This is a genomic window from Mesorhizobium sp. RCAM 06353, assembly GCF_059683585.1.
In genome coordinates, this window is record NZ_CM185031.1 from 6,630,366 (window position 1) to 6,650,043 (window position 19,678).

Annotated in this window: 17 protein-coding genes; 13 read left to right on the forward strand and 4 right to left on the reverse strand. The window is 61.8% G+C overall.

Annotated features, from left to right (window positions below):
- Positions 1-129 precede the first annotated feature (129 nt).
- The 11 genes from AC56QX_RS32060 to AC56QX_RS32110 all read left to right on the forward strand — a co-directional run bounded on the left by AC56QX_RS32060 (position 130) and on the right by AC56QX_RS32110 (position 10,505).
- Positions 130-1,608, forward strand: coding sequence for an ABC transporter substrate-binding protein (locus tag AC56QX_RS32060; protein ID WP_497112548.1), 1,479 nt, complete (start codon positions 130-132; stop codon positions 1,606-1,608).
- An 80-nt stretch (positions 1,609-1,688) separates the two neighbouring features.
- Positions 1,689-2,648 carry a carbohydrate ABC transporter permease gene (locus tag AC56QX_RS32065; protein WP_497112549.1) on the forward strand — a complete coding sequence of 320 codons (960 nt, stop codon included), beginning with the start codon at positions 1,689-1,691 and terminating at the stop codon, positions 2,646-2,648.
- Positions 2,645-3,535 (forward strand): carbohydrate ABC transporter permease, encoded by an 891-nt coding sequence (locus AC56QX_RS32070; RefSeq protein ID WP_497112550.1) that lies wholly within the window; start codon positions 2,645-2,647, stop codon positions 3,533-3,535. The genes AC56QX_RS32065 and AC56QX_RS32070 overlap by 4 nt, the downstream gene beginning before the upstream one ends.
- A gap of 10 nt (positions 3,536-3,545) precedes the next feature.
- Positions 3,546-4,643 (forward strand): ABC transporter ATP-binding protein, encoded by a 1,098-nt coding sequence (locus AC56QX_RS32075; protein WP_497112551.1) that lies wholly within the window; start codon positions 3,546-3,548, stop codon positions 4,641-4,643.
- A 32-nt stretch (positions 4,644-4,675) separates the two neighbouring features.
- Positions 4,676-5,839 carry a mandelate racemase/muconate lactonizing enzyme family protein gene (locus tag AC56QX_RS32080; RefSeq protein WP_497112552.1) on the forward strand — a complete coding sequence of 388 codons (1,164 nt, stop codon included), beginning with the start codon at positions 4,676-4,678 and terminating at the stop codon, positions 5,837-5,839.
- 23 nt (positions 5,840-5,862) lie between these two features.
- Positions 5,863-6,597, forward strand: coding sequence for a ribonuclease activity regulator RraA (locus tag AC56QX_RS32085; protein ID WP_497112553.1), 735 nt, complete (start codon positions 5,863-5,865; stop codon positions 6,595-6,597).
- Between the two features lie 21 nt (positions 6,598-6,618).
- Positions 6,619-6,918, forward strand: a complete 300-nt coding sequence (locus AC56QX_RS32090) for a hypothetical protein (RefSeq protein ID WP_497112554.1) — start codon at positions 6,619-6,621, stop codon at positions 6,916-6,918.
- An 84-nt stretch (positions 6,919-7,002) separates the two neighbouring features.
- Positions 7,003-7,596 (forward strand): SOS response-associated peptidase, encoded by a 594-nt coding sequence (locus AC56QX_RS32095; protein WP_497112555.1) that lies wholly within the window; start codon positions 7,003-7,005, stop codon positions 7,594-7,596.
- Between the two features lie 137 nt (positions 7,597-7,733).
- Positions 7,734-8,138, forward strand: a complete 405-nt coding sequence (locus AC56QX_RS32100) for a host attachment family protein (protein WP_497112556.1) — start codon at positions 7,734-7,736, stop codon at positions 8,136-8,138.
- Positions 8,139-8,482: 344 nt separating this feature from the next.
- Positions 8,483-9,550 (forward strand): pyridoxal phosphate-dependent aminotransferase, encoded by a 1,068-nt coding sequence (locus AC56QX_RS32105; protein WP_497112557.1) that lies wholly within the window; start codon positions 8,483-8,485, stop codon positions 9,548-9,550.
- A gap of 49 nt (positions 9,551-9,599) precedes the next feature.
- A complete protein-coding gene (locus AC56QX_RS32110) occupies positions 9,600-10,505 on the forward strand; it encodes an allantoinase PuuE (protein WP_497112558.1) in 906 nt (301 codons plus the stop codon).
- 36 nt (positions 10,506-10,541) lie between these two features.
- Here the strand turns inward: AC56QX_RS32110 and AC56QX_RS32115 are convergent, their stop codons facing one another.
- The 4 genes from AC56QX_RS32115 to AC56QX_RS32130 form a co-directional block, all read right to left on the reverse strand.
- Complete coding sequence (locus AC56QX_RS32115; protein WP_497112559.1) at positions 10,542-11,444, reverse strand: SMP-30/gluconolactonase/LRE family protein; 903 nt, start codon at positions 11,442-11,444, stop codon at positions 10,542-10,544.
- A gap of 115 nt (positions 11,445-11,559) precedes the next feature.
- Positions 11,560-13,980: a GcvT family protein gene (locus tag AC56QX_RS32120; protein WP_497112560.1), complete on the reverse strand. Its 2,421-nt coding sequence runs from the start codon at positions 13,978-13,980 to the stop codon at positions 11,560-11,562.
- A gap of 125 nt (positions 13,981-14,105) precedes the next feature.
- Positions 14,106-15,761 carry an ABC transporter substrate-binding protein gene (locus tag AC56QX_RS32125; protein ID WP_497112561.1) on the reverse strand — a complete coding sequence of 552 codons (1,656 nt, stop codon included), beginning with the start codon at positions 15,759-15,761 and terminating at the stop codon, positions 14,106-14,108.
- Positions 15,762-15,955: 194 nt separating this feature from the next.
- Positions 15,956-16,843, reverse strand: coding sequence for a LysR substrate-binding domain-containing protein (locus AC56QX_RS32130; protein WP_497112562.1), 888 nt, complete (start codon positions 16,841-16,843; stop codon positions 15,956-15,958).
- A gap of 168 nt (positions 16,844-17,011) precedes the next feature.
- On the opposite strand from AC56QX_RS32130, the gene AC56QX_RS32135 reads away from it, so the two are divergent.
- Together AC56QX_RS32135 and AC56QX_RS32140 are read left to right on the forward strand one after the other, a co-directional pair.
- Positions 17,012-18,430, forward strand: a complete 1,419-nt coding sequence (locus tag AC56QX_RS32135) for an MmgE/PrpD family protein (protein WP_497112563.1) — start codon at positions 17,012-17,014, stop codon at positions 18,428-18,430.
- 6 nt (positions 18,431-18,436) lie between these two features.
- On the forward strand, positions 18,437-19,678 hold the full coding sequence (locus tag AC56QX_RS32140) for an FAD-dependent oxidoreductase (RefSeq protein WP_497112564.1): 1,242 nt from the start codon (positions 18,437-18,439) through the stop codon (positions 19,676-19,678).

Here is a 19,678-nt window from a genome sequence, read left to right on the forward strand (position 1 = left end):
GCCAATCTCTGATCTGAAAACGTATAAAGTGCTCGAAGGGATACATTTGAGGAGATGTCCCCGCAGCCGACGAGTAAGCCCGCTCGCCTCGATGCAGAGCGGCATGGGAGAGAAACCTGGAGGATACCTATGACGAGGATTACACTCGGCGGTGCCGTCCTGCGCGGCACTGTCTCCACTGCGTTAGTGGCATCGTTGATGTCCGCACCGGCGCTGGGTGCAGCGCCGGTCGACTTGAGCAAGTGGTCGCCGGAATATGTGCGCTCCATTGCAGGCACACAGGATTTTGACACGGCCGCCGATTGCGCCAAGGTCACCCCGCTCGACTACAAGGGGCGACTGACGTTCTGGTATCAGGGCGTGTTCGAGGGCGACCCCGACCTCTTGCGCCAGTATTACAAGGAGTTCTTCGAGACCTTCCGCAAGACCTATCCAAACATCCAGCTTGAGGACCAAGCCCTCACCTACAACGACCTGCTTGACAAATTCCGGACCGCGCTGCTGGGCAATGCCGCGCCGATGGCGGTGCGCCTGCAAATCCTGGGTGGTACCGAGTTCGCATCAAAGGGCTATCTGCAGCCGCTCAAGCCAGAGGATGTGGGGTATTCGACCGAGGATTTCTGGCCCGGCGCCATGAAAGCCGTAACCTGGGATGGGGTGACCTACGGCATTCCGACCAACAACGAGACGATGGCGTTCATCTGGAACGCCGACATCTTCAAGCGTGCGGGCCTCGATCCGGACAAGGCTCCGGCTACCTGGGACGACGTCGTCAAGTATTCCAAGCAGATCCACGACAAGCTCGGCATTGCCGGTTACGGCCTGGTGGCTCGCAAGAACGCCGGCAATACGCCGTACCGCTTCATGCCGCAGTTGTGGGCCTATGGCGGCGGCGTCTTCGACGAAGCCAAAGCGAACCCGACCTACAAGGAGGTCGAGCTCAATAGCCCGCAGAGCAAGGCGGCGCTGCAAGCCTCTTATGATATGTATGTTCGCGACAAGTCGGTTCCGGTTTCGGCACTCACCAACCAGCAGGCCGATAACCAGCCCCTGTTCGTTGCCGGCCAGCTCGGCATGATGGTCTCGCACCCGTCCGACTACAATGTCATGCTCGACCTGCAGAAGAAGGCAACGGGCGCCGACAAAGACAAGGCGCAGACCGTCATCGACAACATGCGCTACGGTCTCATTCCAACCGGCCCCGACGGCAAGCGCGCCGTCGTGTTTGGCGGCTCGAACATTCACATCCTGAAGCCCGAATATGTCGAGGGCGGTAAGGTGGATGAGCCGGCTGCAAAGGCTATCATCTGCATGTGGACGAGCCCGGAATGGTCGCTGAAGATGGCCTATGCCGGCTCGAACCCGGGCAACCTCAATGGCTTCAAGACCAAATGGATGAAGGAACGTCTGGACAAGATCAAGTTCCTCGATGTCACGACCTCGATGCTGCCATATGGCATCCCGTTTCCGGCGCTGCCACAGTCCCCCGAGATCATGAACATCATCGTCCCGGACATGCTGCAGAATGCCCTGACCGGAGCGATGACGGTCGACCAAGCGGCTGACGATGCGGCCCAGAAGGTGAAAGACCTGATGGGCGGACTCTAGTCCAGGCCGGACCTACGATCCGACCGGCTGTGCCGATATGGGTGCAGCCGGTTCGTTCCGAAAAATAAGGGCACGCCACTGTGACGATCGTGACCGGCAAGGCCGAAGCTCGCCGAAGATTGCAACCCGGCAGGTCCGGCGTGCTGCGGGAGATCTGGGAGCACCGCGCCGACTACGCGTACGTGCTGCCTGCGATCGCTGTGATGCTCATCGTCATCGCCTATCCGATCTACTACACGATCGAGCTTTCATTTTATAAGACGCCGCCCGGCCTGCAGCTTCGCGACAAGACCTTCATCGGCTTTGACAACTACACGGCCATCCTCACCAGCCAGGTGTTCTGGAGAGTCACCTGGAACACGCTGATCTGGACACTGGCATCCACCTTCATCTCCTTCGTCCTGGGGTTTGCCGCCGCGCTGGCGCTCCACCGCGACTTTATCGGCCGGGGTGTCCTGCGCGCTATCTTGATCATTCCTTGGGTGATCAGCGCGGTCGCCGCCTCCTATATCTGGAAGTGGATCTACCATTCGGACTTCGGGATTATCGGCGCGGTGCTGGTCGGCCTCGGATTGGCAGACCGGCCGCCGAACTTCATCGACAATGTCAGCACGGTGCTGCCCTCCTTGATCGTCGTCAATATCTGGCGCGAGTTTCCATTCGCCATGATCATGATGATGGCCGGCCTGCAGACAGTCCCCGAACAGTTGCTGAGCGCCGCAAAGGTCGACGGAGCCAATGCATGGCAGCGCTTCTGGCATGTCACCTTCCCGCACTTGCGCAACGTCTCAACGGTGACGATCCTGCTGCTCGCAGTAGCCAACTTCAATTCCTTCATCATCCCGTGGATCATGACCGGCGGCGGGCCGTCGAACGCGTCGCATATCTGGATCACGCACATTTATGAGCTCGCCTTCGGCCGGCAGCGCTGGGGCGTCGCATCGGCCTATTCGGTGCTCCTGTTCCTCATGCTGATGGTGTTGGGCTACTTCTACGTCCGTGCGCTGAGCGGCAACGAGCGGAAAGAGGGGAGCCCATGAGCACGATTGCCGAGACAGCCCCTCGAGGTCAGACGCGTGGGCGCATGCGCATCGACGGATGGCGGTGGGCGGGGCGCATCTTCCTCGTGTTCATGCTTCTCTACACTGCGTTGCCGATGATCTGGATGCTGATCACCTCCATCAAGTCGGGGTTCGCAGCGATGCAATTCCCGCCGCAATGGTGGCCGGAAGAGCCTACGCTCGCCAGCTACCAGAAGCTGCTCGATCCGCAAAACAGCGTCGGCCAGGACTTCCTCCGCTTCTTCTGGAACAGCCTTTTCGTGTCTACCGTCACGACAATCCTCTCGGTGATCGTGGCTGTCCCTGCGGCCTACGCGTTTTCTCGTTTCCGTTTCCCCGGCCGGAACTTCCTGTTCTTCACCGTGCTGCTGCGCAACATGTTCCCGGCGGTGATCTTTCTGGTGCCGCTCTTCATCCTGATGCGCGCGATCGGGCTGGTGAACACGCATGGCTCGCTTATTCTCACCTACCTCACTTTCGGACTGCCGCTGGCGATCTGGCTGCTCAAGGGCTTCTACGACAACATCCCGGTGCAGCTCGAACAGGCGGCGCGCATCGATGGGGCAACGCGGTTCCAGGCCTTCATCTTGATCGTGATGCCGCTCTCGACGCCCGGAATCATCGCCACCGCGATCTATTCCTTCATCGGCGCGTGGAACGAGTACATCTACGCCTACACCTTCCTCTCCAAGAACGAGCAGTTGACCCTTCCGGTCGGCATCCAGCGCTTCTTCTCGGAAAATACGACGGACTTTCCGGGCTTGATGGCGGCCAGCTTCATGATGAGCGTGCCCGTCGTTGTGCTGTTCCTCGTCCTGCAACGATACTTCGTACGCGCCCTTACAGAAGGCGCGGTCAAGCACTAAGGAGTTGCCGATGGCCCACGTGGTCCTAAGAGATCTCGTCAAGACCTATGGCAGCTTCAAAGCTGTCAACGACGTTTCGCTGACCGTCAATGACGGCGAGTTCGTTGCGCTGGTCGGCCCTTCAGGTTGCGGCAAGACAACGACCCTCAACCTCGTCGCGGGGCTGATCCCGATCACATCGGGCGACATCGTCATCGGTGACCGGGTGGTCAACGATCTCGACCCCAAGGACCGGGACATCGCAATGGTGTTCCAGAACTACGCGCTCTATCCGCAGAAATCGGTCTACAAGAACCTGGCGTTCCCGCTGCAAATGCGGAAATTGCCCAAGGACGAGATCGACAGGAAGGTCAAGGAAGCGGCGCGGGTGCTCGACATGACGCACCTGCTCGAGCGCAAGCCGCGCGAACTTTCAGGCGGGCAGCAGCAGCGTGTGGCGCTGGGCCGTGCCCTCGTGCGCGACCCCGCAGTGTTCCTCATGGACGAGCCGCTCTCCAACCTCGACGCCAAACTGCGCGTGCAGATGCGGTCGGAGATCAAGCGCTTCCACCAGGACCTCAAGGCGACGATCATCTATGTGACGCACGACCAGCTGGAAGCCGTGACCATGGCCGACAAGATGGCGGTGATGAACGGCGGCCTGCTGCAGCAGTACGATTCACCGGCGCAGGTCTTTGCCCATCCGGTGAACATGTTCGTCGCCAGCTTCATCGGCAGCCCGGCGATGAGCCTTATTCCGCTGCAGGCATCGACGGCAAACGGCAACACTGTGTTGACCGGCGCGGAGGGCTGGAGCCTTGAGCTATCGCCGCGCAACGCCCAGAAAGTCGCGCGTGCAACGACCAGGAAAGTCGTGCTCGGCGCACGTCACTCGACGATCAAGCTCCTCAAAAGTGCGGTGCGAGGCAGTGTCCCGGCCAAGGCCTACACGGTGGAGCCGACCGGAGACGTCACCTTCGTGCAGGCGTTGCTGTCCGGCGCCATCGTCAACGTCAGTGTGCCTCCGACCATTGCGGTCGCACCCGACGAGCAGATCTGGCTCGAGTTCGACCAGGAGCGGATGCATCTGTTCGACGGCGAAACCGAAATGGCCCTCGAGGCTGACTGAGACAAGGCGGATGCGTTTGGAATGGGGGCCGGATGACCGAGACGCTTAAGATTACCGCGATCAAGCCCTATCCAGTGTGGGTAGGAACGCGCAACCAAATGCTCGTCAAGATCGAGACCGACCAAGGCATCTTCGGCTGGGGCGAGAGCGGCTTGAGCGGCCGCGAGAGGGCGGTGACCGGCGCCGTCGAGCATTATCGCGAGTTTCTGATCGGCTGCGACCCCAAGCAGATCGGCCGGATATGGCAGGAGGCCTATCGCAGCCAGTATTTCGAAGGCGGGCGCGTTCTACAGGCAGCGATTTCCGCAATCGACATCGCCCTTCACGACATCAAGGGCAAGGCGCTGGGGGTGCCGGTCTACGAGCTGCTCGGCGGCAAGCAGCGCGACCGCATCCCCACCTTCGCCTCGACCGGAGACGAGGCCGAGGGTGATGCCGCCATCGAACGAGCCCGGGAGCTGCGCGCGCAGGGATGGCAGGCGATCCGCTTCTTCCCCACCGGGCAAAGCAGCAAGAACCTCTTCGAGCCGCGCGAGTCGATTGGCGCTAGCGCGAGGATGATGAACAAGGCCCGCGAGGCGCTGGGCGACGACGCCGTCCTGGGCATCGACTATCATCATCGGCTGTCGGTGGCCGAGGCGGCTAGCTTCTGCAACAAGCTCGGCCGCGGCGTGCTTGATTTCCTCGAGGAGCCGATACGCGACGAGACACCGGAGGCCTACGAATCGCTGCGCACGATGACTGGCATTCCGTTCGCCATCGGCGAGGAATTTGCCAGCAAGTGGCAGTTCCTGCCCTACATCGAGCGCGGCATCCACCAATTCAACCGGCTCGACATCTGCAATGTCGGCGGGTTCACCGAGGCGATGAAAGTCGCTGGCTGGAGCGAGGCGCACTATGTCGACCTGATGCCGCACAACCCCCTTGGCCCGGTGTGCACCGCCGCGACGATCCATCTCGGCGCGGCGGTGCCGAATTTCGCGTGGCTCGAGACCAGGGCGCCGGAAAGGAAGCTGGGCTTCGACAATTCCGAGTTCTTTCCCGTGCAACCACGGCTGGACGGCCCTGACTATCCGGTCAGCGACCTGCCCGGGCTCGGCATCGAGGTCAACGAGGAGGCGATCCGGGCGCAGAGTTTCCGTTTCTGGGAAGCCCCCCACCTCAAGCGCCGCGATGGTTCTGTCACCAACTGGTAGTTCAATTTCAACCGGAGTCCATCATGACGCATACCCCCGACATCACACGGCCGCCCAAAGACCTGATCGACGCGCTGAGGGAGATCGGTGCCGCGACGGTTGCCGGCACGCTTGGCCATATGGGCTTCCGCAATCCGCATATGGTCGGACCGGTGGCGCAGAATCGTGGGAAGTCGATCGTCGGGCCTGCGCTAACGCTGCAGTTCCTCCCGCAACGGCCGGATCTCTTCGACGAGGGAGAATACGCCGATCCGGAGACGCAACTGCATCGGCACGTGCTCTATCATGCGCAGGCGGGTGATGTGGTCGTTGTCGACGCGCGCGGCGACATGAGTTCGGGCGTCTTCGGCGATATGATGTCGACCTATTTCAAGGGCAGAGGCGGCGCAGGCATTGTGATCGACGGATGCATGCGGGACAGGCCCAATGTCGAGAAGCTCGATCTGCCGCTGTGGCTGCGCGGTTGGACGCCCAACTATCATGTGCAGACCAGTATCTATCCAAATGCCGTCAACGTTCCGATCGCCTGCGGCGGTGTCACGGTTATCCCAGGCGACATTATCGTGGCCGACGACGACGGGGTCGTGGTGGTTCCGGTCGCAATGGCCTCAAAAGTGATTGAAGAATCGAAGGCGCATCACGACTGGGAAGAGTTCTCGCGAGAGAAACTCATGCAGGGCGCGCCGTTGCAACGCTACTATCCGCTGCATGACGATGCCCGCGCAGAGTACGAGGAGTGGCGCAAGACAAAGCGCTAGCAAACCGAGCTAGCCGGGCTGTTGGTGCGCGGCGACGGCGGTACGAGCCTTGTCGTCAACGACATCCTGGCGAATGTGCGCCACCCCCATGGGATTGGCGCTCACATCATGGCACGGTTGCTTGGCTTTGGCGTCGACCGGCCCAGCATGCCGCGCGTGGGCAGGTGGTTTTTTGTGAAGGACGGCAAGGCGCTGGGAGCAGCTTTTCGGAAGTGGTCGAAAGAGCCAGATTTCGAGCGCATCATCGTCAGCCATGGGGACGTCATAACCGACCAGCCCCGCAAAGTGCTCGAGCGGGTTGCGCACGATTTCGGGGAATAGCAGAAGATCTCTGGACGGTGGTGTTGTGGGCAAGCCGAGCTATTTTGCGTAACTCTGCAATATACCGGACTTTATGGGGCAGCTATGTGCAATGACTATGAGCAGCATATCGCCTGGGCCGAATATTGCCGGGTGATGCAATCGCTGGCGCTCGATATTCCCACTCATCAAACGGAACTGGATCTGCCACAGGCGGATGACATCCGCATCAGTGACCCCGCCCCGATCATGCGCGCCGCCGGCGACACGATCGAACTCGCCCGTATGACCTTTGCCTTTCCGCCCTCCGGGCCTAAAGGCGGGCCGGTCTTCAACTTCCGCTCGGAAGGACGGAATTTCTCCAACAGCAAGCGCTGCCTTATTCCGGCATCGGCTTTTTTCGAATTCACCGGGAAGAAGTCGCCAAAGGCGAAGCATCGCTTCACGCTCAATGGCGCCCCGTTCATGTCGATCGCCGGGCTGTGGCGTGATGGCGAAGGCAATAAGCCACCGACCTTCGCCATGCTGACGACTGCGCCCGGGCCTGATGTAGCGCCCATCCACAATCGCCAGATTGTGGTGCTGCGCCCGGAGGACTGGGCGGCATGGATCCATCTCACGAAACCCGAGGCCGAGCTCCTGAGGGCCCTCCCTGCCGGGTCGTTGGCGGTAGAGACCGTACGAGAAGGGAGCGACTGATTCCCCCTGCGCGGTCAGAGACGACTTCGTAGAAAGGGTGAGCTCAAGGCATCCAATAGCGCCTTCACGCGTTGAGGGTGACGTCAGCAGGCCATCTCTCGGATCGGCAACGACTGGCGCAATTTCGGAGATTACCAATGGATATTCCCAAGGGCGCCACTGTCGCTGTGGTTGACGGAGAGAAGCTCAACGTATTTCGCAATTCTGGAGACGAGGCCAATCCAAAGCTGACGGCTGCGGCGGTCGACGATGTGACGAACGACAATAAGGGGTCGGGCGCCCGTCACCAAAGCAGTTCTGCGAACCCGGACAGCAGTCAGATCGAGGAAGACAGTTTCGCGGCCGGCACGGCCGACCTGCTCAATCGCCAGGTTCTCGGCGGTCAAATCGCCAACCTGATCGTCATCGCCGCCCCTCGAACGCTTGGGGAGCTCCGTAAGCACTATCACCAAAAGCTATCGGCCGTGCTTGTCGGCGAGATTCCCAAGGATCTTACCGGGCATTCGGCGCAGGAGATTGAGAAAGTAGTTGCCGCCGCCTAGCGCTGCGGTTCGATCCGCAGGAGGCGGAGACTTGGCTGGGCGGATCGAGCGTGATGGCAGGAATCAAGGTGTTTCTCGGGTACGACCCCAGAGACGAGTACAAGGACAAAGTCGCCGCCCGTAGCTGGCTTAGGTTTAAAATTCTCGTCGGGATCCTTCTCCGTCGACGGAGGAGGTCACCGGCCAAGTTTGGTGACCGCTTGTCTAGCGAGGGCCAGAATTTCCAAGCCATTGCGCAGTTAGTTTTTGCTTGTGGATGCGCATGCGGATTGTAGCTTGCCCGTATGTCGTTCGGCAGGGTTAGCTCGCGAGGTGACCGCCAGCATGTTTCCCAGGAACCAATCATGCCTCTGAAAGCAGCGGCCCACGTAGAGGCAATGTCTGCGTTCGCACTCGCGAATTTCGGCGGCTACGATCGGACCACCCTTGCACAGAACGAGAGCGCATTTCCGCCCAGCCCTGGAGCGATTGCTGCCGGCAGAGACGCGGTGACTCGCAGCCATCTCTATCCTGATCCGGACTGGACGGAATTACGCGAAGCGATTGCGCAAGCCTATGGTATCGAGCCGAATTTGACCTTGTGCGGCGCCGGGTCGATGGATCTGATAAGCTGCACCATCGCAGCCTTTTCGCGATCGGGTACCGAGATTCTGGGCACCTCTTACGCTTACAATTTCGTGGCCTCCGCCGTTGCGCGCGTCGATGCGATCTATGTTAAGGCCCCTGAACGGGATTTCGCCGTTTCGGTTGACGATATTCTCACGACCGTCACGCCGGCAACGCGGATCGTCTTCGTCTGCAATCCCGGAAATCCGACCGGCACAGTCATCCGGAACGCCGAACTGCTGCGCTTGCGCGCCAGCTTGCCAGGGGATGTGCTGCTGGTTATCGACCAAGCATATGGCGAATTCGACGATCAGGATCCACAACCTGTCTTTGCACTTGTCGCGCGTGGCGATACCGTCGTGTTGCGCACGCTTTCCAAGGCCTATGGCCTAGCTGGCGCGCGGGTCGGCTGGGGATTGTTTCCGCCTTTGGTCGCGGCCGAGGTGCGCAAAATGCAGAATTCGAACCAGGTCACGACGCCAAGCCTCGCAATGGCCGTCGCGGCCATGCAGGACCAAGCCTATATGCGCGAAACGGTGGCCCGGACGGCCGGAATTCGCGATCGGTTTGCGCATGATCTGCGATCTGCCGGCTACCATGTTCCCGAGAGTCGAACGAATTTCGTGCTGATCCGCTTCTCCAGCGCAGCCGCTGCGGAGGAAGCCGAGAGAACCTTGCGCGGCGCCGATATCATCGTTCGCAGCTTAGGCGGTTACGGCCTCACGGACTGTCTGCGCGCGACGGTCGGTCCACAAGAGATGATGGACCGGGCTTTGCGCATACTGATCGACATGCGCGGCGGATAGGCTTTGGCGACCGCATGTTTTGCGACTGAATCCCCGGGAGACTTGAGAAATGCCGTACCTGCCTGTTCGTGACTTTATCGGCTATGGCGACAAGCCGCCGGCCGCTGAGTGGCCGGGCGGCGCCAAGTTGGCACTCAACATCGTCATCAACTATGAGGAAGGCGCCGAATACAGCATCGGCGAGGGTGACGGCGTCTCCGAGGCGATCCTGTCGGACCTGGCCGTGTCCCCGGCGGTGCCCGGCCTGCGCAACCGCAACATGGAATCGCTTTACGAATACGGCTCACGTGTCGGCGTCTGGCGGCTGGCCTCGCTGTTCCAGGAAAAGAACATCATTCCCACCTTCTATGTCGTCGGGCGAGCACTCGAACTCAATCCGGCGGCGGGCAAGGCGATGGCAGCACTTGGCAGTGACATCGTCTGCCATGGCTGGCGCTGGATCGATTACGGACTGCTTACCGAGGCCGAGGAGCGCAATCACATCGCGCTGACCGTGGATACCGTCCAGCGCTTGACCGGCATCCGTCCACTCGGCTGGTACACCGGCCGGCCCAGCCTCAACACGCGGCGGCTGGTGGTAGAGCACGGCGGCTTCCTGTTCGATTGCGACGACTACAATGACGACCTGCCCTATTTTGTCGACGTCGATGCCAAGCGGCACCTGGTCGTCCCGCATAGCTTCGACAACAATGACAGCCGGTTCTCGCGCGGTTCAGGCTTGGAGACAGGCAGCCAGTTCTTCGAATATGTCAGCGATGGGGTGGACTGGCTGCTGGCCGAAGGCGGGCATACGCCCCGCATGATGACCGTGTCGCTGCACTGCCGGCTGGCGGCCCGGCCGGGCCGCATGATCGGGCTCGCCCGCTTCCTCGACAAGATCAAGGCCAATCCCGACATCTGGATTTGCCGCCGCTCCGACCTTGCCCAACATTGGCTGGATCGGTTCGGCGGCTGAGGCGTTGTCCGGCTGCTCTGGCCGTCGGCACTACCCCTATTTGTTCGGAACCTCGTAGACCTTGCCGTGCCAGGGCGCGGCATCGATCTGGTCGAGCGCCATGACGTAGAGCACCTTCTCATCCGGTCCGAAGGCGAAGTTCGGCATGGATGGCGACGGCACCGAAATCGTGCGCAGCAGCTTCGCATCCTTGTCGACGACGATGATCTTGCCCGGCGCATCGAGCGAGCGCGGGCTCTGGCCGATATACATCTCGCCGGCCTTGTCCATCTTGATGCCGTCAGGCCAGATATGCGGCTGGTTCGGAAACAGATCGTCGAGGCGCAGGAAGACGCGGCGGTTGCCCAGGCTGTGGTCGGCCTGGACGTCGAACTCAATGATCCTGTTATCCTCGGTCTCGACCAGGTACAGGATTTTTCCGTCGTTCGACATGACGAGGCCATTGGCATTGTGCAAGTCGCCGGCAACCTTCTTCACGCTGCCGTCCTTGCCGATGTAATAGGCCGAGGCGTCGATCAGCGGTCCGCCCTTGCCGGACCCGGTGAAATAGATGCCGCCATCCTTGTCGGGCGCGAAGTCATTCGGTCCGCTGAACGGATTGCCGTCCGTGTCCTTGTCATAGGCCGGCAGCGTCTTGCCGTCGGCGGAGATGTGGCCGATCGAGTTGCTGTCGTAGCAGGTCACAAGAAACTCGCCGGTGGTCGTCGGCAACACCGCTGAAGGGCCACAACCGTCCATCTTCCAGAAGATTCCGTTCTTCTTGCCGTCCCAGACGGTCACCGTGCCGCGGCCATATTCGACGTAGAAGAGCTTGTCCTGATACCAGATCGGACCTTCGGCGAACCACGCGTCTTCATTGATGACCTTGACGTCTCCCGCGTACACGGAAGATGTGAGGGCCAGGGCAAACAGGGTGCCCAGCAGATGCCGTTTGATCATGCGATTCCCCTTTGTTTTCAGGTGGTCTAAATCTTCCTCGTTCAGCTTCGCTGGCGTCTCCGGCCGGCTACGGTTTTCGTCAGTTGGTTCGCCATATGAACCGATGGCCGAGCGTTTACGAGCGCAACCGCTTGCCCTCGGGATCGAATGGCGGATGCGGCAGCAGGATCGCCTCATGCGGTCTTCCCAATATTGCGACCGAGACCTTGTCACCAGGCCTGGCGGAGCCTGCTTTGACATAACCAAGCGCCAGGGACTGCTCGACGAAATAGCCGTAGGCGCCTGAGGACACCTGGCCGATCGGCGTGCCGTCGGTGAGGAAGATCGGCTCGCCACCGGTCGCGTCGGCATCCCTGGCGTCGATCGACAGCATGATGAGTTCATCACGTGCCGGCTTGTTGGCGATGGCAGCGTAAGCATCGCGGTTGAGGAACGCGCCCTTGTCCAGTTTGACAAGGCGATCGAACTTGACCTCCTGCGGCCAATATTCGGGGGAGTATTCGCGGCTCCAGCTGCCGTAACCCTTTTCGACACGCAGCGACATCAGCGCGCGCGATCCGACCGGTCCGGCGCCGACTTCGTTGCCGGCCTTGAGCAGCGCATCGTAAAGCTCGACCTGGTCGGCGGCCTTGCAATGCAGTTCCCAACCAAGGTCACCGGTGAAGGACACCCTGAGCGCCACCACATCGATGCCAGCGACGGTGATCCGGCGCGATTGCATGAAGGGGAAAGCCTCGTTCGACAGATCCTCATTGGTCAGGCGCTGCAGCAGCTCGCGCGAACTTGGTCCCGCAACGTTGAAGCCGCAGAGATCCTCGGTGCGCGAGCGGAACGTCGTGCCCTCGGGCAAGGGAACGGCCTTGAAGAACCGTTGGTGGAAGCGCTCGGCCATGCCGGAGCCGATGACCATGAATTCGTCGTCGGCGAGCCTGGTCACGGTGAAGTCGCCGGCAATGCCGCCGCGCTTGCCAATCAGCGGCGTGAGGCAGGAGCGGCCGATCGTTGTCGGCATGCGGTTGGCGAACAGCGCATTGAGCCAGGCCTCGGCACCCGTGCCCTTGACCTCGTATTTGGCGAAATTGGAGATGTCGATGATGCCGGCGCGTTCGCGCAGCATGCGCGCCTCGCGGCCCACCGGTTCCCACCAGTTCTGCCGCGTGAAGCCTATCGTTTCCTCGCGCGGCTCGCCCTCGGCGGCGAACCACAGCGGGTGCTCCCAGCCGAAATTGAGGCCGAAAACGGCGTTCATGGCCTTTTGCCTGTCGTAGGCCGGCCGGGTCCGCACCGGTCGGCCAGCGGCGCGTTCCTCGTTGGGGAAGTGGATCTTGAAGCGATGGCTGTACTGATCCTGAACCCGAGCCTTGGTGAAGGCCTTTCCGGCCCAGTGGCCGAAGCGCGCCATGTCCCAGGCAAACATGTCGAGCGAAGGCTCACCCTCGATCATCCACTCGGCCGCCAACTTGCCCATGCCGCCCGACTGCGAGAAGCCGGGAATGATGCCGTTGCAACAGAAATAGTTGCTGAGTTCGGGCACCGGTCCGAACAGCACCGCGCTGTCCGGCGACCAGATCATCGGCCCGTTGATCACCTTTTTGACGCCGGCGGTGCCGACGGCCGGAACGCGCGCGATCGCGCGCAGCATGTTCTCCTCGATGCGGTCGAGATCGTCGGGAAACAGTTCATGGCCGAAGTCCAGCGGCGTGCCGTCCTCGGCCCAGAACTTCATCTTGCGCTCGTAGGCGCCGATGAGCAGGCCAAGCCCTTCCTGGCGCAAATAGTACTCGCCGTCACGATCGGCGACCGAAGGCAGGCGGCGGCCCATGGCGGCGATTTCCGGGATGGTCTCGGTGACGAAATACTGGTGCTCGGTCGGGATCAGCGGCAGTTGCAGGCCTGCCATGGCGGCGACCTCGCGACCCCACAGGCCGGCGGCATTGATCACCCATTGCGTGTGGATGTCGCCCTTCGGCGTGCGCACGATCCAGCTGCCGTCGGGTTGCGCCTCGGTCGCGGTGACCGGCGTGAAGCGATGGATCTCCGCGCCGCGCTGGCGCGCGCCGGCGGCGTAGGCGGCGGTGACGCCGGACGGGTCGACATTGCCGCCTTCCGGCTCATACATGATGCAGCGTATGCCGTCGAAATCGACCAGCGGGTGCAGCCTCTCAGCCTCGTCGCGCGCGACTTCGTAGAAATTCATCTTGTAGCGCCGCGCCTTGGCCTCCTGCAGCCTCAGTTGATGCTCGCGCGCCTCGGTCTGGGCGAGATAGAGCGAGCCCGGCTGAAAGATGCCGCAGCCCTGGCCGGTCTCGGCTTCCAGTTCCTTGTAAAGCGCCATGGTGTAGTGCTGGAGGCGGCTGATGTTGGTGGAATCATGCAGGCCGTGAATGTTGGCCGCCGCGTGCCATGTGGAGCCGGAGGTCAGTTCGCTGCGCTCCAGAAGGACGACATCCGTCCAGCCGAACTTGGCAAGGTGATAGAGGATCGAGCAGCCGATCAGACCGCCGCCGATGACGACGGCTTGTGCATGAGTACGCATGTTTCTTCCCTTTGTTCGGCGACTTTATCTTGGCGTTTGATTTAGCTGATGGGTCAATCGCAGTCGCCCGGCGAGGTCAGGGGCGCAACAAGCGCCCCTGAGATATTTGCTGTGACCGGCCCGGCCTAGGCCTTGTCGAGCCAGACCTTATCCAGCTGCAGTTCGAATGTCTGATGCATGCCGAGGTTCTTCACATAGGTCGCATGATGCCGGTAGAGCGAACGCCAGAAGGCCTGGATGAGGATGCCGGAATCCTGCAGAATGAGCTCGACGTCCTTCATCAGTTCCTTGCGCTTGTCGACGTCCGCCACGGCGAGCGCCGCATTGAGCTTCTTGTCGAATTCCGGATTGGCGTAGCCCGACTCGTTCCAGGCCTCACCGCTGCGATAGGCGATCGCCAGCACCTGGACGCCGAGCGGCCGCATGCCCCAATCGGTGGTCGACCACGGATATTTCGTCCAGTCGTTCCAGAACGACGAGCCCGGAATGATGGTGCGCTTGACCTTGAAGCCGGCCTCGCGCATCTGCGCGGCGACGACGTCGGCCGGGTCCTTTACATAGTCCGCATCGTAGGAGATCAGCTCGAACTCGTGATCTGTCTGGCCGGCCTCGGCCATCAGCGCCTTGGCCTTGGCAAGATCGCGCGGAACTTTCGGCAAAGCGTAATATTCCGGATGGATCGGGCAGACATGGTGGTTTTCAGCGACCTGTCCGAGTCCGCTATAGCCGAGCTTCAGCACCGTTTCATTGTCGACCGCGAGCTGGATGGCGTTGCGCACGCGTTTGTCGTCATACGGCTTGTTGGTCACATTGGTGCGCAGCACGATGGTGCCGGCGGTGACGACCTGCTCCTTGACCAGCCCCATGCTGTCATAGAGGTCGACCGTGCCGCCCACCGTCTGGTAGTTGCAATCGATCTCGCCGGCCTCGAAGGCGCTGCCGATGGCGGGGTTGGAGGCGTCCGACCCGTAGTCGGTCCAGTCAACGCCATCGAGATAGGGCTCGCCGCCGAACCAGGTGAAGTCCTTGCGCCGCCGCACCGAGGCCGATTCGCCGACCTTGTACGAAATCAGCTCATAGGGACCGGTGCCGGGCGTCTTGAGCATGTCAGCGCCGTTCTTGTCGAAGTCGCGATGGACGATGACCGCCGGATAATCGGAAAAGCCCGGAATGACAGTGACGTCGGACTGATGGCATGTCAGCTTCACCGTGTGGTCGTCGAGCTTGGTGATGGCGCCGGCTGCGGCTTTCTTGGTGGCGGGATCGATCAGGGAGCTCATGCGCCCGGCCATCGAATTGCCTTCGGCCGCCTTGTCGCACCAGCGCTCGATGTTGTGGACGATGTCGTCGGCGTTGAAGTCGTCGCCGTTCGACCACTTCACGCCCTTGCGCAGATGCAGCGTGTATTGCGTGGCGTCATCGCTCACCTCCCAGCTCTCGACCAGGTGGCCCTCGAAGGTGAAGTCGGTGGTGTAGCGGATCATGTAGTCGTTGCACTGGCGCATGACGTTGGCGATCTCGGACCAGTCCCAGGAGCGCGGATCCTTCATGTCCTTGATGATCATCTGCATCTTGAGGATGCCGCCTTTCTTGCCGGGCACGATCGCCGCGGCCTTGGCCGGGGTGATGCCGGCCATCGAATAAGCGAATGCCGTGGAAGCGCCCATCGCGCTTGCCATGGCCAAGAATTCGCGGCGATCCATCCTGCCGCTTCTGACTTCGGCTGCGTAGCTTTCGATAACCGCCGGGACGCGATCACCGTTGCTCTTGAACATTGTCATCGTTGTTCTCCGGTTCAGGGCTTTCCGCCCGTTACATTCCCCTTGCGATATGCATGTTAGGGGCGATGCAAAAATCCCGGAAGGGCTCAAACCCTAGAGAACCGCCAAAACTCGGCGCCAAAGACCTAAAAAAACGATGTCATTGGCGTGTCAATTTTTTGAGCGCGGGCCTGCTGCCCGCTCGCGGACGGTGATCAGGCGCCGTCTTCGCGCGCTCGTGAAAGGATCCATTCCCGCACGATGCGCGCGATGTTGCCTTTCGAGAGCTGGCTTTCGGTGAGGTAGTAATTCCAGGGGCTTGGCGGCCGAACCGGAAAGGGTTCCACGAGCAGCCCGCGACGCAGATAGGCGTGGGCAAGCGACCGCTGGGTGGCGACCAGTCCGGCCCCCATGGCAGCGAGTTCGAGCGCGATGTTGGAGGCGTTCGTCGACAGCCCCTTGTCGTGCTCGTCCATGTCGAGACCAAGCGCCGTGGTGACGACCTGCCAGTATTCCTGACGGCCGTGCACGAAGATCCAGTCCACCTTGAGGATATCGCGCGGCGTCTTCAGCGCAAGTTCGCCATCCAGCAGAGCCGGAGCGCAGAGCAACAACAGCTCGTCGTTCCAAAGCGGGATGCCCGCGGGCGGGCGGTCGTCGAAACGCCGCGTCGAAATCGTGATGTCGGCGATCTGTTCGCTGATGTCCTCCCAGATCGTGCCGTGCAGCACGATCTCGATCTCGGGATGTTTCTTTCGAAAGGCAGCCATGCAGCCCGCTAGCCAGTTCTCCGCCAGGCTCATCGGACAGGAGACGACCACGGTGCGGTTGCGCGATGAGGTCACGATCGCCTCCGTCGCCTGATCGATCTGATCGAGCGCCTGGCGCAAGGTGGGCAGGAAGGCCTCCCCCATTTCGGTGAGCTTGAGACTGCGCGGATAGCGGATGAACAATTGCCGGCCGATGTAATGTTCAAGCGCGCGGACATGCGTGCTGACGGCTGCCTGCGTGTATCCAAGCTCCCTGGCAGCCATGGTGAAGGAGAGGTGCCGGGCCGAACTCTCGAACGACCTGATATAGTTCAAAGGGGGTGGTGGCTTCATCTCCGGCTCCTGCGCTCTGCAAGGATAGGTAGACCATGGAAGCGGCGGCGTTCAATTGCAGGCAAGCGACAAGACATAGATATTTTTGGCCAAAGCCGCCGAACTAATTGCGTGAAAGGGCGATGAACCCAAATTAATGATGTCGTGACGCAGAGGGGAGTAATGCCAGTGGCTGTGCCGTCGCATAGGCGTGAAGGGCCTGACGCGAGTACCAGCGTCGCCGTTCGCCTGGCCGATTTCGTGTTGCGGCGGCCGGCAGCCGTATTCCCTGTGCCTGTCCTGGAACAGGCGCGATATCTCCTGCTCGACACGCTCGGAATCGCCATTGCGGCTGGCCGTATGGAGGCCGGCCGGATCGCCCGCGACACCGCCACCCTTCTCTACGGCTCGGCCGATCTTCTGCATTCAGCGCGCATGCTTTTCGACGGCCGCCGCGCCAGCATCGCCGGAGCCGCTTATGCGGCCGCAACGCAGATCGACAATCTCGATGGCCACGACGGTTACAGCCCGACCAAGGGTCATATCGGCGTCGCCGTCGTGCCGGCGCTGGCAGCGCTTGCCGAGGCGCTCCCCGACCTCAGCGGTCCGGAAGCGCTGGCCTCCTTGGTCGTCGGCTACGAAGTCGCTGGCCGGGCCGGCATCGCACTGCATGCGACGGTGTCGGATTACCACACATCAGGCGCATGGAATGGTCTGGGCGTGGCCGCGGTTGCGGCAAGGCTGCGGCGGCTCAGCGATGAGCAATTCCGTGAGGCGCTCGGCATTGCCGAATATCATGGCCCGCGCAGCCAGATGATGCGCGAGATCGCTACGCCGACGATGCTGCACGACGGTTCGGGCATCGGCGCGCTGATTGGCCTGTCCGCCGCCGTGCTGGCTGAGCGCGGCTTCACCGGCGCGCCGGCGATCACGGTCGAGGAGCCCGAAGTCGCTGGTCATTGGCAGGATCTCGGTGCCTTCTGGCAAGTGCTGCACCAATATGTGAAGCCTTATCCGATCTGCCGCTGGGCGCATGCGGCCATCGACGCGACGCGCGGGCTCGTCCTGACGCATCATTTGGCGCCGTCAGAGATCAGCCACGTCGAGGTCAACAGTTTCCACTACGCCGCCACGTTGTTCGACGGCATGCCGGACACGACGTCGAAAGCGCAATACAGCCTGCGCTTCGCCGTTGCGACCTTCATCATGCATGGCCGTATCGGACTGGAGCACATTTCCGGCAGCGGGCTCGGGGATGCCGCGGTCGCCGAGATTCTGAGCCGTATCACGGTCCTGGAATCGGAGCGCCACAGCGCTCGCTTCCCGGCAGGCCGCTGGGCCGACGTGACGATCACGACCACCGATGGGCGCGTGCTGGCCTCCGGCGACGTCCATGCGCGCGGCGGGCCGGAGGCGCCGCTGACGCCGGCTGAGATCGAGGCGAAATATCTGGAGTTCGCAACACCGGTGCTCGGACAGGGCCGCGCCATGGCGATCCGCGACGCTGTCCTCTCGCTTGCCGATCATGACAGCCGGTTCTCCGATCTTTCGGTATTGCTCTACGATCCCCCCGTCGTCAGCATGATCCTCCAACGGCCAGCGTGGTAGCCTGAGATGCCGCTCAGGCTTCTGAAATACGGTCTCAGCAGGGACTATCCGGTCAGCGGCGACATTCCCGCAACGCCAGACCTCAAGCCCTCCTACGACGTGGTCATCGTCGGCGGCGGCGGCCACGGACTGTCATGCGCGCATCACCTTGCGAAATATCATGGCATAAGCAGTGTCGCGGTCATCGAGAAGGGTTACCTTGCCGGCGGCAACACGGCGCGCAACACCACCACCATCCGATCGAACTACATCACACCGGAGGGCATCGCCTTCTACAAGGAAGGCGTCGAGCTGTTCGAGAACCTGTCGCAGGAACTCGACTTCAACGTCATGTTCTCGCAACGCGGCCAGCTGACGCTGGCGCACACGGAGGCGACCCTGCGCAGCTTTCATGCGCGCGCCGAGATGGGCAAGCATCTGGGCACGCGCACCGAAGTTGTCGACCAGAAGGCGGTCGAGGAACTCGTCCCAACCTTGAACATGGACTATGGCGGTTCGCTCGAAATCCTCGGCGGGCTCTGGCATGCCGATGGCGGCACCGCGCGGCATGATGCCGTTGCCTGGGGCTATGCCGCGCAGGCGTCGCGGCGCGGCGTCGAGATCCACCAGCGGACCGAAGTGGAAGGCTTCGAAGTCGTCGGCGACCGGGTCCAGGCCGTCAGGACGAACAGGGGCCGTATCGCCTGCGGTCAGGTGCTGATCGCGACCGGCGGCATGAACTACGATGTGGCGCTGATGGCCGGCGTCGAGCTTCCCATCCGCTGCTATCCGCTGCAGGCCATGGTGACGCAGCCGCTGAAGCCGTGGCTGCACACGCTGGTCTCTTCGGTCTCGCTGCACACCTATCTGGTGCAGTCCTCGCGCGGCGAGGTCGTCATCGGCGGCGGCTCCGATCCCTACCAGCTCTACTCGACGCGCTCGACGCTGGACATGAAGGAACACCTCGCCGAGGGCGCCGTGCACCTCTTTCCGTTCCTGCAGGGCGTGCGGCTGCTGAGGCAATGGGCCGGGATCACTGACATGACGCCGGACTACAGCCCGATCATGGGTGCCAGTCCACTCGCCAATCTGTGGCTCGATTGCGGATGGGGGACATGGGGGTTCAAGGCGACGCCCGTCGCCGGCAAACGCATGGCGGAGACGATCGCCAGGGGGCGCGTGCCCGACATCCTGAAGCCTTTCGCGCTCGAGCGGTTCGAAACCTTCCAGCTGCTCAACGAAATGGGCGCGACGGCGGCGAGCCACTGA